The sequence below is a fragment of the Streptomyces sp. ML-6 genome, from assembly GCF_030116705.1.
In the GTDB taxonomy this organism is placed as follows: domain Bacteria; phylum Actinomycetota; class Actinomycetes; order Streptomycetales; family Streptomycetaceae; genus Streptomyces.
The window spans coordinates 2,163,643-2,180,029 of record NZ_JAOTIK010000001.1 but is presented as its reverse complement, the minus strand read 5'-3'; the positions used below and the strand labels follow the sequence as shown (position 1 = coordinate 2,180,029).

The following is a 16,387-nucleotide window of genomic DNA, read 5'->3' as shown; positions in this document are numbered from 1 at the left end:
CAAACAGAGAAGGGGACCATCCCCTCAGCCCGGCCGTGACGTCCGATGGCTGCGGGGTCAACGGCCGGATTCTTGCACCTGGTTGTGGAGAAAGTGTGCGCACGCCCCAGCGGGGCGCTAGCTTTAAACAAAGAAGGTTCCATCTGAGGGGGGACTGATGACGCATGGCTTTTCCCTGACGGACAACCCATGGTTGCTCCTGCCGCCGGCTGCGCGAGGACCGGCGCGCGACCGGTCACTGCGCACCGCACTGCTGGATGCCCACGAGTTCGGTGACCTGGTGGTGGAGATCCCGACCCAGAGACCGGCGGTATTCCGCCAGGTTCTGCTGCCTGTGGTGCTTGATGCCTTGGGGCGTCCGGCCGACGAGCGTGAATGGATGGAGTGGTTCTCAGCTGGTCGGTGGTCGCAGGAGCAACGTCTCAAGCTTGGCGAGTACTTGGATACGCACAGTGGGCTGTTCGACCTCTTTGACCCGGTGCAGCCCTTTGGGCAGGTTGCCGGGATGCGCACTGCGAAGGACGAGACGAAGAACGCCGGACTGATTGTTGCGACTGCCGCGAATGGCAATAACGTCCCGCTGTTCGCCTCGCGTACGGAGGGGGACACCTTCTCGCTGACCCCGGCCCAGGCGGCGCACTGGCTGCTCCATACGCAGTGCTGGGACACCGCTGCGATCAAGACGGGTGTCGTGGGCGATCCGAAGGCGAAGGCAGGGAAAACGGTCGGAAATCCGACCGGGCCGCTCGGGCAGATGGGCGTGACTCTGCTGGTCGGCACAACCTTGTTCGAGACACTGTTGCTGAACCTTCCGGTTGGGGCATCGCCGACGTCGACCGATCTTCCGCAGTGGCGGAGGCGTGACCCCACGCATCCGCACTCGACCGGTACCCCGCAGTGGCAGGAACGGGTACCTGAAGGGCTCCTGGATCTGTGGACCTGGCAGGCCCGCCGGATCCGGCTCTTCCCGGAGATGACCGACGAAGGTCTGCGGGTGACACGCGTATTGGTTGCCGCGGGGGACCGCATGCCGTACACGTCCGAGACCGAGCCGCAGACCATGTGGCGTATCGAGCCGAGCGGCAGTCGGGGGACGGGCAAGAACAAACGCGGTGATTTGCCGCTGCGCCGGCCCTTGCGCCTCCAACCCGGTAAGGCCGCGTGGCGCGGACTTGACGCGCTCTTGGCGCCCGAGCGGCAATTCCGGGAGGTGGGGAAAAATACGAGTGGGTTCGCCACGAGCAAGGTTCTGGACCAGGCCGGCGCCTTGGCCCTTGACCTCGACGAGGCGTACCCGCTGCGTGTGGAACTTTCCGGTATCGCCTACGGCAATCAGTCGGCCGTCATTGACGACGTGATGTTCGACGCGTTGCCCCTGCCGCTGGCCGCACTGGGAGAGGACAGCGACGTACGCTCCGCACTTCTCGAAGTCGCGGAGCAGGCAGAGCAGTTGGCCACAGCCGTCAACCACCTCTCGGCCGATCTGCGCCGTGCTCTCGGCACCGAGCCGATCCCGTGGGACAAGGGGCAACGTCCGGGCGAGCTCGTTCTGCACGCCCTGGATCCTCTGGTGCGAAGGTTGCTGGCCGGCATGAGAGGCGTGGACGACCCGGAGCGGATCGAGGCGGGGCAGCTTGCCTGGGAACAGCTTGCCTGGCGTCGAAGCTGGGAGGTCGCCGACCGTCTCCTCCAGGCGGTACCCGTCGGGGCGTTTCTGGGGAGAAGCGTCTCCCAGGGGGAGGGGAAGCCGGAGCGGACGCACCGCGTCTCGCTGGCTGAGGCGTTCTTCCTCAAGCGTCGCGCGGAGATCCTTCACCGAGCGGACACCGTGCGAAAGGACGACGGTGCTCTTCGCGGTCAGTGAGCAGCATGTGGACCTGGGCGGCATCCGTATCCGCGACGCCCGGGTCACTGCCTTGGCCATGCCGGCCCCGAGGCGTCACGGCACGCCTTTCGCGATACAGAATCCTCACCACGTCTGGACACGATCATGACCGAAGAAGAGCCCACGAAGCCGAGGATCTGGCACCGGTACATTGCCGCGGACGGCACCTGGCGCCGCAAGGAGGGCACAGCGGCGGAGAAGCGCCCACCCGGGGAAGACCTTCAGATTCTCCGCCGGGGCTTGGGCCGTCCCGCCGGAACCGTGCTGGAGATGTTCCCGTTCTACACCTGCCCCGTCGACGACTATGCCGCGCGTCGGGGAGAAGTCTCTGCCGAGCAGGAAGCCGAACACATCGCGCTCGCTCTCTACGGACTGCACCAGCAGAGCCAGGACCGGCCGATGCACTGCGACGGAGTGGGGCTCGGCCGGGCCGTGCTCGGACTCCGGCGCCACAAACGCACCAGCGACGAAGCGGTCGACTCCCGCTTTCAGCAGGTGTTCTCCGCTACCTCCACGGACACGCTCGCGTTGCGGCTGCGTGGCTTGATCAGCCAGCTCAAGGACATCAAGGAGCCCGTCGACTACAACCGGCTGATCTCCGACATCCGCGACTGGAACCGGCCCGATTCACGCTCCCGCGTACGCCGCCGCTGGGGCCTGGACTACTACGGCTGGACGCAGGGTGCTACGGGCCGACGCACTGACGGCTGACCCTTTGCTGCCTCCGGTGTTCGCCCTGGACGCCCTTCCTGTGTGCCCACGTGAGCGCCAGTTGGCGGCCGACCGACCGCTATTCACCTACCCATGACTTGGAGCAATCCGATGACCCAGCGCCTCTACATCGACGTACACGTCGTTCAGACCGTGCCGCCCGCCAACCTCAACAGGGACGATCAGGGCAACCCCAAGGAAGCCGTCTTCGGTGGTGTGCGCCGCTCCCGGGTGTCCTCGCAGGCGTGGAAGCGGGCGACCCGTCAGCACTTCGACACGCAGGTCCCCGAGCCCGACCGCGCCACCCGCACGAAGCGCATCGCCCAGGAACTCACTGCGCGGATCGTGCGGAGCACGGGCCTGGAGCGTGACGACTCCACCCGTCTCGCCGAGGCTCTCCTCGCTCAACTCGGCTTGAGTCAGGGCAAGAAGGCCAGCGACACCGCCTACCTCCTCTTTTACGGCAACGCTCAACTGGACGCCGTCGCGGCTCTCGTGGCCGAGCGCGCCACCGACCTCGTGGCGTTGGACGAGAAGGCCTTGGCCGAGGAAGTCAAGGAACTCCCCGTCGTGGAGAGCTTCAGCACCGGGCACCCCGTGGGCGTCGCACTGTTCGGCCGTATGGTCGCCGACATCCCCAAGCTCAACGTGGATGCCGCCGTACAGGTGGCCCATGCGATCTCCACCCATGAGACGCAACTCGAGTTCGACTACTTCACCGCCGTCGACGACCAGAACGAACGGGACGAGACCGGGGCCGGAATGATCGGTACCATCGGGTTCAACTCCGCCACCCTCTACCGCTACGCCACGGTCGGGTTCGCTCAGCTCGTCGAAAACCTCGGCGGTGACACCGACGCCGCTCTCGATGCCCTCGACGGTTTTGTCGACGGCTTCGTCCTGTCCGCTCCCACCGGCTACCAGAATTCCTTCGCCCACCGCACCCGGCCGAGTCTCGTCGCCGTCGTCGTACGCACGGACCAGCCGGTCAACCTTGTTTCCGCCTTCGAGGAACCCGTGGCGACGAAGGCCGGCATCCAGGCCGAGTCCGCCCGCCGCCTCGCCGAGGCGTACACGGGCGAGGCAAGGACATGGGGCGACGCTCCGCTCTACGGAGCGGCCAGCCACATCTTCACCACTGACGAACCCCGTACCAAGGACACCGCTGAAGCCCTTGCCCGTGCCTTCGGTGAATCCGTGCCCTTCGCCGACCTGCGTACTACCTTGCGTACCCACATCACCTCCGCTCTGGGAGAAGAGGCGTGACGCCGCCCGGCCGCACCTCCGTACTCCTGCTGCGTCTCGCCGCCCCACTCCAGTCGTGGGGCGACCGCAGTATGTTCAACCGCCGCGAGACACGCCCTGAACCAACGAAGTCCGGAGTCGTGGGGCTCCTCGCCGCTGCCGCCGGGCGATCCCGGCACGCCGACGTGGACGACCTCGCCGGGCTCGGCCTCGGCATCCGGGTCGACCAGCCCGGCAGTCTCCTACGCGACTACCACACCGTCAGCGACTACCGGGGCCGACCGCTCCTTTCCGCCGCAGTGTCCGCCAACGGCGTGCAGAAGCCCACCTCACCGGCCAAACGGACGCATGTCACCCAACGCTTCTACCTCCAGGACGCCGTCTTCCTCGCAGCCGTTGAAGGCCCCGGCGAACTCATCACTGCCCTCGAACACGCCGTACGCCACCCGGCCTTCCCGCTCTCCCTCGGCCGTCGCTCCTGCGTACCCGCCCAGCCCTTGGTGCTGGGGCAACGCACCGGTGCCCTGGAAGACGTGCTGCGCGCGGAGCCCTGGCAGGTGACCAAGGCGGTGCGCAACCGGTGGGGGCGCAGGAACAGCAACGCCGCTCATGTAGATCTCCCGGCCACCCTCGACGATCCGGCCGGGGACGAGATCCGCGACGACGTCCCCCTGTCCTTCGCGCCGACGAACCGGACGTTCACCACTCGTCGTATCCGGCACACCTACCTCGCAGCTCCCACCGGACTCACCCCCGACCCGGACCACCCCCCGGCCACGGGCGGCCACGACCCCTTTGCTCTCCTCGGTTGGTAACTGACATGCCCTACCTTTCCCGCATCCGTATCAACCCCCTGCGTGCCCAGAGCCGCAAACTCTTGGCCAGTCCAAGGGCCATGCACGGCGCGGTCCAAGCAGGTATCCCCGGTGAGCCCGACCAGTCACGTACCTTGTGGCGGCTCGACCCGGACAACCCTCATCGCCCCCAACTGTTCGTCCTCACCGCGAACAGACCTGACTGGTCCCACCTGGTCGAGCAGGCGGGGTGGCCCGACGCCGACGGCGAGCACTACGCCGTGCGTGACTACGCCCCGCTCCTGCGGCAGCTCGCGCCCGGCCGCAGCTTTGCCTTCCGGCTCACCGCCAACCCCGTTCAGAACACCAACCGGCCCGACAAGCCCACCACTCGCCAGCAAGCACGCATCGACGCGGGCGATCGGCGCGGCTTCCGCCTCGGCCACCGGACTGCCGAAGCGCAGCTCAAGTGGTTCCTCACCCGCACCCTGCGGTGGGGTTTCGACATCCCCGCCGCCCCAGACCTCGACGGAATCCACGACGCGGCCGGGGAACCGCCGCGCGACATCCGCATCATCGCCCGTCGGCGCCGTTCCTTCGGGAAAGGGTCCGCCACCGGGAAGGAGGCCCACGTCGTCATGAACTCCGTCACCTTCGAAGGAAGCCTGCGCATCACGGATCCGGACATCCTCACCGAGCGGCTCCTCGGCGGCATCGGCCCCTCCAAGGCGTACGGGTGCGGACTGCTCACCCTTGCTCCTCTCCCCGAAAAGGAATGAACACCCGTGCCCGACATCTGGTGGAAGGCCGACCCCCAGGACCTGCACCGTCTCGTCGACCGTGTCTCCAGCGTCTACGTCGAGCGAAGCCATCTGGACCGGGACGAGAACGCCGTCGTCATCATCAACAAGCGGCAAACCGTCCGGGTACCTGCGGCCATGGTCGCCGTCATGCTTCTCGGCCCCGGGACACGCGTCACCCACGGCGCCATCCGCCTGCTCGCCGATTCCGGCACCACTGTGTGCTGGGTGGGTGAACAGGGTGTCCGTATGTACGCGGCTGGCCTCGGCCCCAGCCGGGGTGCCGGCCTTCTGCACCGCCAGGCATGGCTCGTCACCCGGCCCAAGGAACGCCTTGCCGTCGCCCGCGCCATGTACAGCATGCGATTTCCTGGAGAGGACGTCTCCGCCCTCACCATGCAACAACTCCGCGGACGTGAAGGCACGCGCATCCGCAAGTTCTACAAGGCCCAGGCCGCCCGGACCGGAGTTCCCTGGAACGGCCGGGTCTACAAACCTGGGGATGCGTTCGCGGCGGGTGACGACCTCAATCGCCTGTTGTCTGCAGCCAACGCTGCCCTCTATGGCATCTGCCATGCCGTCATCATCGGGCTGGGCGCCAGCCCGGGGCTCGGCTTCGTCCACACAGGCAAAGCCACATCCTTCGTCCTGGACATCGCCGACCTCTACAAGGCCGAATACACCATCCCACTCGCCTTCGACTTGGCCGCGCAGGGCCTCACCGAGGAACGCGACGCACGACTTGGGCTCCGTGATCTCATTGCCCGCGACAAGCTTCTCGGCCGCATCGTCACCGACGTGAAGAATCTGCTCACTCCCGAAGGAACGGACTTCGAAGACCCCGAGGTCAATCTCCTGTGGGATGAGCACCTGGGGTCCGTTCCGGGCGGTACCAACTATGCCGGCCAAGCTGACATGTCGGCACATGGGATGACCGACAGCCACATCGCCGTCATCGGACCTGAGCTCGACGATCCTGAAGCCGCATCATGACCGTGATTATTCTCGTCGCAGCCCCGGAGGGTCTTCGCGGGCACCTCACCCGGTGGATGGTCGAAGCCAGCGCCGGGGTATTCGTCGGCAACCCCAGCCGCCGCATCCGCGATCGTCTCTGGGAGCTTCTGGCCACTCGCATCGGCGACGGCCAAGCCATCCTCATCGAGCCAGCCGCCAACGAACAAGGATGGGCCGTCCGCACCGCAGGCCGGGATCGCTGGCAGCCTGTCGACTTCGACGGGCTGATCCTCTCGGCCCGCCCCCAGAAGCAACTAAATGAAAACAGCCCCTCCGCCCGATAAAACCCCAGCTCAACAAGTGTTGTCCCCGCGCCTGCGGGGATGGTCCGCCGACAAGGGGAACGCGGCCTGCGCCCAGTACGTTGTCCCCGCGCCTGCGGGGATGGTCCGGAAACAGACCCGGACACCCTGCGCGCCCAGTTGTTGTCCCCGCGCCTGCGGGGATGGTCCTGGGTACTGCTCCCCACCCCCTCCGCGGCAAACGTTGTCCCCGCGCCTGCGGGGATGGTCCGGGGTCCGTTCCGTTCCAGGGTCCGAGGCTGTCGTTGTCCCCGCGCCTGCGGGGATGGTCCGGGGCTGGCGCGGAGCGGCTGCCCCGACCGGACGTTGTCCCCGCGCCTGCGGGGATGGTCCGCGGGCCTCCCCGAGGCGGGGCACCGCATCGGTGTTGTCCCCGCGCCTGCGGGGATGGTCCGACGATGAACACCCGGTGCTCGCCGGGGAGGACGTTGTCCCCGCGCCTGCGGGGATGGTCCCGACGAGGTCAGCCGGGCCGACAGCCGTCGGAGCGTTGTCCCCGCGCCTGCGGGGATGGTCCTGTCGAACGAGGAGGATTTCCGGCACTCGTGGTTGTCCCCGCGCCTGCGGGGATGGTCCGGTGGGGCCGTGCAGTCGATCAGCAGCTGCAATGTTGTCCCCGCGCCTGCGGGGATGGTCCGGGCCGCTCGATGGGGTGCGGGATGTGGTCGGCGTTGTCCCCGCGCCTGCGGGGATGGTCCGCCCGAGCCGAGAACGAGCGGCTGAAGTCCGAGGTTGTCCCCGCGCCTGCGGGGATGGTCCGGGCCTGACGAAACGTTCAGGCCCGAGCGGTTGGTTGTCCCCGCGCCTGCGGGGATGGTCCCGGAGCTCTCCTGGGTGGCCGAGACCTGGGCCGGTTGTCCCCGCGCCTGCGGGGATGGTCCTTACCGATGGGCGTTTCGCCCATGAATGTGACCGTTGTCCCCGCGCCTGCGGGGATGGTCCTCGTGCGCATCTGCCCCTCTTCCTCGGCGTGGTGTTGTCCCCGCGCCTGCGGGGATGGTCCGGGGGGCGGATGTAGTGGAGGGCGGCACGATCGGTTGTCCCCGCGCCTGCGGGGATGGTCCTCTCCGAGAGGCGCACCTCACTGACCTCGTGGTGTTGTCCCCGCGCCTGCGGGGATGGTCCGACGGCACGGTGGTGCGGGACGAGGAGGGGCGGGTTGTCCCCGCGCCTGCGGGGATGGTCCGCGCTGGAGGCCCCCGGTGGAGGAGCGGCTGACGTTGTCCCCGCGCCTGCGGGGATGGTCCGAAACGGCGTACTGAGCCTGCCACCACTTCTGAGTTGTCCCCGCGCCTGCGGGGATGGTCCTTCTGAGGCGCGGCCTCTGCGGCGGGTGCTCATGTTGTCCCCGCGCCTGCGGGGATGGTCCCTCTTTCCGGTCTGCGCCGTGCCCCCGTGCCCTGTTGTCCCCGCGCCTGCGGGGATGGTCCTCGGCTGGCGGGGGGCAGCAGCTGCCGCGATGTGTTGTCCCCGCGCCTGCGGGGATGGTCCTGTGCGTCAGCGGCGGGGCCGGCCGCAACGGTTGTTGTCCCCGCGCCTGCGGGGATGGTCCAGCAGCACCGGCGCCAGCGCCTTCGCTTTCAGCGTTGTCCCCGCGCCTGCGGGGATGGTCCGGTGATCTGCGGGGCGAGAGCATGAAAGGGGGCGTTGTCCCCGCGCCTGCGGGGATGGTCCTCCGTAGCTGCGTTCGCATCCGGGCTGGGTCGGGTTGTCCCCGCGCCTGCGGGGATGGTCCGAAGCTCGACGAGTCCCGGTGCGTGTTCACCATGTTGTCCCCGCGCCTGCGGGGATGGTCCCTGAAACAGCGCCCCCTGGACTTCAGGAGTCGCGTTGTCCCCGCGCCTGCGGGGATGGTCCGTTCCACTGGGCCTGCTCCCTGGCCGACCTGGAGTTGTCCCCGCGCCTGCGGGGATGGTCCGCTTCGTGAACACCAGATTGAGGCCGTAGCCGCGTTGTCCCCGCGCCTGCGGGGATGGTCCGACCAGTTGCCTCGGCTCATCGCTTCAACCGCAGTTGTCCCCGCGCCTGCGGGGATGGTCCGACGACGGGGTACCCCCGTCCGTCCGTCCCTGCGTTGTCCCCGCGCCTGCGGGGATGGTCCTGACCGTTTCAGCCTCACGTCGGCATGATCGTCGTTGTCCCCGCGCCTGCGGGGATGGTCCGAGGTGACGCGGGGGATGGTGCAGGAGATACCGGTTGTCCCCGCGCCTGCGGGGATGGTCCGCAGTTTGTCGACGTTGGCAGGAACATTGGAGAGTTGTCCCCGCGCCTGCGGGGATGGTCCTGTGACGCAGTGCTTTTCGCGGATGCGCGCGGGGTTGTCCCCGCGCCTGCGGGGATGGTCCGGAGCGGCGGGCGGACCTGGATGCGCTCGGGATGTTGTCCCCGCGCCTGCGGGGATGGTCCGTACAACATCCCGGGCCTCGCGCTGGCCGTGCTGTTGTCCCCGCGCCTGCGGGGATGGTCCGTGGGCGGCGAAAGCCGAGCCCCAGCGGGTCCGCGTTGTCCCCGCGCCTGCGGGGATGGTCCCAAGGACGCGCTGACGTTCCTCGACCTCGACCAGTTGTCCCCGCGCCTGCGGGGATGGTCCGATGCTCACCTCCGGCCCAGCCACCGCCGAGGTGTTGTCCCCGCGCCTGCGGGGATGGTCCGATCGCGCACGGGATCGGTGCCGAGACGGTGGCGTTGCCCCCGCGCCTGCGGGGATGGTCCGATCGCGCACGGGATCGGTGCCGAGACGGTGGCGTTGTCCCCGCGCCTGCGGGGATGGTCCGGAGTGCGGGATGTGCCTCCGGTGGCTCCCCGAGTTGTCCCCGCGCCTGCGGGGATGGTCCGGACGGTGGCAAGGAAACGTGGGTCTGCTTCGAGTTGTCCCCGCGCCTGCGGGGATGGTCCGCCGATGTCTGTTGCCACGGCTAGGTAGCGTTTGTTGTCCCCGCGCCTGCGGGGATGGTCCGGTGGGCCGGTCGTGCAAGAACCGGCGCTCACCGTTGTCCCCGTGCCTGCGGGGATGGTCCGGGCCGTATCCGCCATAGCCGGCCCCCCTCGTGGTTGTCCCCGCGCCTGCGGGGATGGTCCGGCACTCGGCACGTAGGCGTAGGCGCTGCCGGGGTTGTCCCCGCGCCTGCGGGGATGGTCCTCGCTCGAAAACGAGGGAGGACGCCATGCCCGGGTTGTCCCCGCGCCTGCGGGGATGGTCCGATGCCACCGCGCCCATCGGCACCACGTACCGGGTTGTCCCCGCGCCTGCGGGGATGGTCCTCGGACATCTCGTTCGTCTTCGCAGGTCAAAGCGTTGTCCCCGCGCCTGCGGGGATGGTCCGGAAGCCCGCCCGATGGAGCGCCGCATGGTCGAGTTGTCCCCGCGCCTGCGGGGATGGTCCCCGCGGTATCGGTGCCGGTGAGGAGGTCGGTGGTCGTGTGTTGTCCCCGCGCCTGCGGGGGATGGTCCTCGCTGGAGCCCGGCCCCCTCCGACTGGCGGTCCTTGTCCCCGCGCCTGCGGGGATGGTCCGGGTTTCCCGGGCCGGTCGGCCCGGGGTGCCGGGTTGTCCCCGCGCCTGCGGGGATGGTCCGCTACTGACCTGCCGGCCCCGGCACTTCGGGGTGTTGTCCCCGCGCCTGCGGGGATGGTCCGCCTTCGGCGTCTTCCGCTGGTCTCAGCCACATGTTGTCCCCGCGCCTGCGGGGATGGTCCAATGCGGGGATCTGGCCGGGGACTTGCTCGGGCGTTGTCCCCGCGCCTGCGGGGATGGTCCCTCGGGGGGCTCCCGGTGACCGGGCCAGAACCAGTTGTCCCCGCGCCTGCGGGGATGGTCCCCGCCCCTCCCGCAGCGCGGGAGGGGCGTTGTTGTTGTCCCCGTGCCTGCGGGGATGGTCCGGTCTCCCGCAAGATGCAGCGCGCCGCCGACGAGTTGTCCCCGCGCCTGCGGGGATGGTCCGTACTCGAGGCTGAGGTCGTCGAGGATGAGTACGTTGTCCCCGCGCCTGCGGGGATGGTCCTCTGGCACTCACCGAGGACTACAGCGCCGCCCCGTTGTCCCCGCGCCCGCGGGGATGGTCCTGTTCACGGCGGCCCCACATTCGGGCGCGCAAAGTTGTCCCCGCGCCCGCGGGGATGGTCCGGCCGTCACCAACTTCGTGCTCTCGGACACCGGGTTGTCCCCGCGCCCGCGGGGATGGTCCGGAGCACCCCGTGCCCGAACCCCAGACCCTCGCGTTGTCCCCGCGCCCGCGGGGATGGTCCGTCGGAACCGCATTCGTAGAGCTCACCCGAACCGTTGTCCCCGCGCCCGCGGGGATGGTCCGTAGGTACGGGTCGAGCTCGACTCGGTCTCGGTGTTGTCCCCGCGCCCGCGGGGATGGTCCGAAGGGCTCAAGCTCCCGACGATCGTCGTAATCGTTGTCCCCGCGCCCGCGGGGATGGTCCGAGCATCAGGCCCGCGAGAATCAGCGAGGCGCCGTTGTCCCCGCGCCCGCGGGGATGGTCCGGCCGGCCCCCCGACCGGCGCGCGGAAGACGCAGTTGTCCCCGCGCCCGCGGGGATGGTCCGGCGGGGTGCACGCCGATCTGGTCGGTGGTGTAGTTGTCCCCGCGCCCGCGGGGATGGTCCGGTCGACTTCGCGTTCTCCCCTGACCCCTTGAGGTTGTCCCCGCGCCCGCGGGGATGGTCCGGCGATCGGTGCACTGCTCGACGCAGTAAGCCCGTTGTCCCCGCGCCCGCGGGGATGGTCCGGCGTCCATGTCGTCGAAGGCGGGGCCCTTGGGGTTGTCCCCGCGCCCGCGGGGATGGTCCGTACGGCCGCAAGTGACCGCCTACGGCCCGGAAGTTGTCCCCGCGCCCGCGGGGATGGTCCGGCCGACAGGGTCAAGATCCACCTCCGTGACGGGTTGTCCCCGCGCCCGCGGGGATGGTCCCATGACCATGGAGAACGTGCGGGCCTGGTCGACGTTGTCCCCGCGCCCGCGGGGATGGTCCGGCAAGCTCGGCAGTCTCACCCCCTTCGAGATGGTTGTCCCCGCGCCCGCGGGGATGGTCCTGCCGCTTAGGGTTGGAGAAGTGTTTACCTAAAGTTGTCCCCGCGCCCGCGGGGATGGTCCGATGGCCGTCACCGGGCAGGCCAAGCACCTCTGGTTGTCCCCGCGCCCGCGGGGATGGTCCGTGCGGCGGCACGATGTACAAGACGGTCGAGACGTTGTCCCCGCGCCCGCGGGGATGGTCCGCTGAGCAACAACGGCATGACCGTCACGATCACGTTGTCCCCGCGCCCGCGGGGATGGTCCGTCTAGTCAGCTCGACGAACCGGCGGGTGGATGGTTGTCCCCGCGCCCGCGGGGATGGTCCGGTCGGAAACCAACTCGACTCGGTCTCGGTGTTGTCCCCGCGCCTGCGGGGATGGTCCGTAGCAACCCGTAGCAGTTCTTAACGATTCAGCGTTGTCCCCGCGCCCGCGGGGATGGTCCGAAGTGCTGCCAGTTCATTGATGCGCCGATCGTGTTGTCCCCGCGCCCGCGGGGATGGTCCGTCGAGAACGCGGCATTCGAGTGCGAGCGGGAAGTTGTCCCCGCGCCCGCGGGGATGGTCCGACGCGGACTCCCTTGTGCTCGTTCAGGTTGACGTTGTCCCCGCGCCCGCGGGGATGGTCCACGACAGCACGGCGCGCGCCGCTCGCCCGCCAAGTTGTCCCCGCCCCTGCGGGGATGGTCCCGAGGAACCGATGCCTGACCCGTCATGCGACGTGTTGTCCCCGCGCCCGCAGGGATGGTCCGCGGTCGAGCTGGCCGAACTTGCCGGTCTGGAGGTTGTCCCCGCGCCCGCGGGGATGGTCCGTACATCGACGGCGGCGCCGACACCGACGCCGAGTTGTCCCCGCGCCCGCGAGGATGGTCCGCGGGTGCCGATGTCCGCCGAGCTGGTGGCGATGTTGTCCCCGCGCCCGCGGGGATGGTCCGGTGAGTCCGCAGTCGCCGGGGCCGTGGTTAGCGTTGTCCCCGCGCCCGCGGGGATGGTCTGTGCGAGGGCAGCGCGGGGCCGGTGGTCATGCAGTCGCCCCCGCGCCCGCCTCGGGTTCTAACGATCCCCGCAGCACCCGCGATCTGTGGGAGTTGCGAGGATTGTGGGGGTTGGGCGGGGGCGTTGGCTTGCCGGAGGTTCGTCCGGTGCATCCCCTGACATCCGCCCGAAATGTCAGGACGGGTGATGGGTGTGGGCGCTGCGGCCAGAGGTGGGGTGGAGGTTCTGGCCCGGCTTCGTCGGCCTCGGTGGTCGCGTCCAGGGCGGGGATCGCGTTGCTGCTCCGGGTTCGTCGCGCAATCGTTCCCGGTCTCTCGGTGATGGGCCTGTCCGGCTCCGGTGGCAGCGGAGTCGTCCGAGCTGCCCGCAGGGAACGCTGCAGGGTGGGCTCTTGAAGGTTTTTCTAGAAAGAATATTCAGTTCTGATCCCCCGTGGACGCTGTACGGCGTCGTGCGCCCGCTGACCTGCAAACAGCGGGCCGAGGTGGTGCGGTACTTGGGCGCGTTGGCCGGGGTGTCCTGGTCGTCGCCGATGATGTGACAACCATCGTCCGTACCGTCGTATCGCCGTGCGGTCCTCGGTGGGCCGGGCTCTTTCCCCGGCCGCCGGGTGCTGCTGATCGGCGCGGGTGTTGTGGCCGCTGCCGCCCTGCCCCTCGGGTGGGACCTGTTCGGGCGGGGTCTGTTCGGGGTGAAAAGTGCGGGGGCAAGGGTGTCTCTGCGGAGCGGAACCGGGCGGGAAAGGAGCCGAACGTGCGAACTCCCCGTCCCCTAAACGGAGCCCGGGCGCCCTCGGTGAGCCGCGGGTCTCATTCCGCCACGGCGGGGTCATTCGATGTCTGGTGTTCTTCGTCTGGCGTTCTTCCCGGACGGTGCGGTCGTTGTCACGGGGGGAACTCCGCGAGGAAGTCGTTTCCGGTGGGTGGGGGGTGGTGTCGGAGGTGTGGACCTCGGCTCCCGGGGTGTGCGGCCCCGACGGCCCCTGCCGGCGGGGCTGCCGCCCAGGGGGTGCCCGGAGAGTGACCGACAGTAACGATCTGGTGGATTTGGGTATTTCATGGCTTTTATGCTGATTGTGGCTTGTACGACTTGTTGCGCGTAGGGGGTCGACGTAGTGTCGGAAGTGCCGCTGCAGAAGCAAGGAGTGGCACAAGCATCCTCCGAAGGAGGCGAAGATGAACGTACGCAGCATCTTCGACCACAGGGACAGGGACCACGGTCGAGGCGGACGTGGATACGGACGCGGACGTGGATACGGACGTGGACGTGGACGCGGACGCGGATTCCGTGACTATGGCTACTACGACGACTACGGCTACGGCTACGGCCGGCGTGGACGTCGGTGGGGCTACTGACTCCCATCCCTGACGTCAAACCCAGCCCGAGGCAGGCTCGCGCGCATTGCGCGGGTCCGCCTCGCGGTTGTGTGGCCCGGGGCCGCGCCCGAGTGTCGCGGCCCCGGCGTCCGGGGGCGTGAGTCCGCGACCCCGGTGTTCCCGTGGATGACGCCCAGGACCTCGGTGTTCCCGTGGCCTGACGCCCACGACCCCGGGGCTTCCGTGACAGGGCGGCCACGACCTCTGTCATGACGCCCACGACCTCTGTGACGTGACGCCCATGCGCCTTCGCGGTTCGTTCCAGCGTTCAGCCCGTACCGAGGAGCCGCCCCGGGACTCGGTGACGGACATTCCGATCCGTACCGACCCCATCGGCATCCTGATGTCGTTCCGGCGCTTCTGGCCCCTGACCAAGGGGGACCGGCGCTGGCTGATCGTGATCTTTCTGTGCGCCGTTCTGGCCGCCCTGGCCGAGACCGTCACGGTCCTGCTCTTCGCCGAACTCACCGACACCGCCCTGCAACAAGGCGACGTCAGTGCCTTTTGGAAACCCGCCGGGCAGTGGCTCGCCGTCGCGGTCGCCGGTGCCGTGGTGGGGTATCTGGGCAGCTCGCTCGCGGTCTGGACCGCCGAGCGCTTCGTCCTGCGGCTGCGGGCCCGCGTCTTCGGCCACATCCAGACGCTGCCACCGCACTTCTTCCAGCGCAATCGCCGCGGTGACCTGGTGGAACGACTGACCGGCGACGTGGAGGCCATCGAAGCGCTGGTGGTCTCCGGCATCGTCGGCCTGGCCTCGGCGCTGTTCGGCACCCTCTTCTACGCCGGCGCCGCCCTGATGCTGCGCTGGGACCTGGCGCTCGCCACCTTCGTCATGGTCCCGCTGCTCCTGATCGTCACCGGCCGGTTCGCCGGGCCCCTGCGCGCGGTGTCCCGGCGCGGCCGGGCGGCGGACGGCGCCATCACGGCGGTGGTCGAGGAGACGCTGGTCAACGTCGTCATGACCCAGGCGTACAACCGGCAGCAGGACGAGGAGAACCGGCTCGCGGACAAGGCGGGGGTACGGCTGCGGACCGCCGTGAAGGCCGTCCGCCTCACCGAGTTCTACGAGCAGTTCGTCGAGGTCCTCGAAACGATCTGCGTCCTGACCATCATCGGCCTGGGGGCGTGGGAGATCTCCGCGGGCCGGATGACCCTCGGTGAACTCCTCGCCTTCGCCGCCTTCATCGGCTACCTCTACCCGCCGATCCGCTCGCTGGGACAGCTCGGCCTGACCGCCACCGCGGCGACCGCGGGAGCCGAACGACTGCTGGAGATCCTCGACTCCCGATCCTCCGTCACCGACCCGGCCTCCTCCGTGCCCGAACCGCCCCGGAGCCGGGCGCTCGGCGAGGTGGAGGCGTCCCACGTCTTCTTCCGCTACCCCCACGGCGCCGAACCCGTGCTCCGGGACCTCTCGTTCACCGCGAGCCCCGGGGAACTCGTGGTCATCACCGGCCCCAGCGGTGCGGGCAAGTCGACCCTGGCGGCGCTGCTGCTGAGGTTCTACGACCCCGACTCCGGCAGCATCCGGCTGGACGGCGTCTCCGTGGACCGGCTGCCGCTGACCTACCTGCGCCGGAACATCACGCTGTTGCCCCAGGACACGCTCGTGCTGCACGACACCATCGAGAAGAACATCGCCTGCGGGCGCACCGACGTGAGCCACCACGAGGTCGTGGAGGCCGCGCGGGCGGCCGACGCCGACGGGTTCATCCGTGCCTTGCCGGAGGGATATGACACTGTCATATCCACCGGCACGCCCCGGTTGTCCGGCGGCCAGTTGCAGCGCATCGCCATCGCCCGCGCCATGCTGCGCGACGCCCCCGTGCTCCTGCTCGACGAGCCCACCACCGGGCTGGACCGGCTGGCCGCACAGCGCATCCTCGCCCCGCTGCGGCGACTGGCCCGGGGCCGCACCACCATCGTGATCACCCACGACCTGGCCCTCGCCGCGGACGCCGACCGCGTCCTGGTCCTGGACGAGGGGCGGCTGGTGGAGTCCGGCACGCACGCCCAGCTCCTCGGCAACAGCGGCCTGTACGCCACGCTCTTCGAACGCCGCGTCCGGCAGCACGACGGGGCCGAGCCCCGGCCCGCCGAACCGTCAGGAGTCCACTGGAGCTGAGCACCGCGCCCCGAACGGGCCGCCCGCCGCAGGACGGTGACGGGCCGGGTGGGCCCCGCGCTTCCCGCCGCCCCCGCGCCGGCCGGAACCCCACGGCGGGCGCGCCCGGCCGGAAACGGGCCGC

General features: G+C 69.4%; 8 protein-coding genes and 2 CRISPR repeat arrays. All 8 genes read left to right on the top strand.

Translation table 11 applies throughout. From position 1 onward, the window contains the following. The first annotated feature begins 157 nt into the window (after positions 1–157). The 8 genes from casA to OCT49_RS09560 all read left to right on the top strand — a co-directional run bounded on the left by casA (position 158) and on the right by OCT49_RS09560 (position 16,263). Entirely contained in the window at positions 158–1,864 is a 1,707-nt protein-coding gene (gene casA / locus OCT49_RS09595; protein ID WP_283851465.1) for a type I-E CRISPR-associated protein Cse1/CasA, read from the top strand. Positions 1,865–1,990: 126 nt separating this feature from the next. Next, positions 1,991–2,596, top strand: coding sequence for a type I-E CRISPR-associated protein Cse2/CasB (gene casB, locus OCT49_RS09590; protein WP_283851464.1), 606 nt, complete (start codon positions 1,991–1,993; stop codon positions 2,594–2,596). 111 nt (positions 2,597–2,707) lie between these two features. Further along, a complete protein-coding gene (cas7e, locus tag OCT49_RS09585; protein WP_283855736.1) occupies positions 2,708–3,862 on the top strand; it encodes a type I-E CRISPR-associated protein Cas7/Cse4/CasC in 1,155 nt (384 codons plus the stop codon). Next, entirely contained in the window at positions 3,859–4,656 is a 798-nt protein-coding gene (gene cas5e / locus OCT49_RS09580; protein WP_283851463.1) for a type I-E CRISPR-associated protein Cas5/CasD, read from the top strand. Before cas7e ends, cas5e begins: the two co-directional genes overlap by 4 nt. 5 nt (positions 4,657–4,661) lie before the next feature. After that, the gene (gene cas6e / locus OCT49_RS09575; protein ID WP_283851462.1) at positions 4,662–5,414 is read left to right on the top strand and encodes a type I-E CRISPR-associated protein Cas6/Cse3/CasE; all 753 of its coding nucleotides are present in this window, start codon (positions 4,662–4,664) and stop codon (positions 5,412–5,414) included. A 6-nt stretch (positions 5,415–5,420) separates the two neighbouring features. Further along, positions 5,421–6,428 (top strand): type I-E CRISPR-associated endonuclease Cas1e, encoded by a 1,008-nt coding sequence (cas1e, locus tag OCT49_RS09570; protein ID WP_283851461.1) that lies wholly within the window; start codon positions 5,421–5,423, stop codon positions 6,426–6,428. Beyond that, positions 6,425–6,733: a type I-E CRISPR-associated endoribonuclease Cas2e gene (gene cas2e / locus OCT49_RS09565; protein ID WP_283851460.1), complete on the top strand. Its 309-nt coding sequence runs from the start codon at positions 6,425–6,427 to the stop codon at positions 6,731–6,733. The genes cas1e and cas2e overlap by 4 nt, the downstream gene beginning before the upstream one ends. Before the next feature lie 18 nt (positions 6,734–6,751). Beyond that, positions 6,752–10,135: direct repeats of the CRISPR family, unit length 29 nt; unit sequence GTTGTCCCCGCGCCTGCGGGGATGGTCCG. A 99-nt stretch (positions 10,136–10,234) separates the two neighbouring features. After that, positions 10,235–12,762: a CRISPR direct-repeat array (repeat unit 29 nt; unit sequence GTTGTCCCCGCGCCTGCGGGGATGGTCCG). Between the two features lie 1,617 nt (positions 12,763–14,379). Beyond that, a complete protein-coding gene (locus OCT49_RS09560) occupies positions 14,380–16,263 on the top strand; it encodes an ABC transporter ATP-binding protein (protein ID WP_502963352.1) in 1,884 nt (627 codons plus the stop codon). The last annotated feature ends 124 nt before the right edge of the window (positions 16,264–16,387 follow it).

Excerpts from the sequence above, each read along its gene's own strand:
- casA (WP_283851465.1), top strand. The coding sequence starts at position 158 with ATGACGCATGGCTTTTCCCTGACGGACAACCCATGGTTGCTCCTGCCG.
- casB (WP_283851464.1), top strand. The coding sequence starts at position 1,991 with ATGACCGAAGAAGAGCCCACGAAGCCGAGGATCTGGCACCGGTACATT.
- cas7e (WP_283855736.1), top strand. The coding sequence starts at position 2,708 with ATGACCCAGCGCCTCTACATCGACGTACACGTCGTTCAGACCGTGCCG.
- cas6e (WP_283851462.1), top strand. The coding sequence starts at position 4,662 with ATGCCCTACCTTTCCCGCATCCGTATCAACCCCCTGCGTGCCCAGAGC.
- cas2e (WP_283851460.1), top strand. The coding sequence starts at position 6,425 with ATGACCGTGATTATTCTCGTCGCAGCCCCGGAGGGTCTTCGCGGGCAC.
- OCT49_RS09560 (WP_502963352.1), top strand. The coding sequence starts at position 14,380 with ATGCGCCTTCGCGGTTCGTTCCAGCGTTCAGCCCGTACCGAGGAGCCG.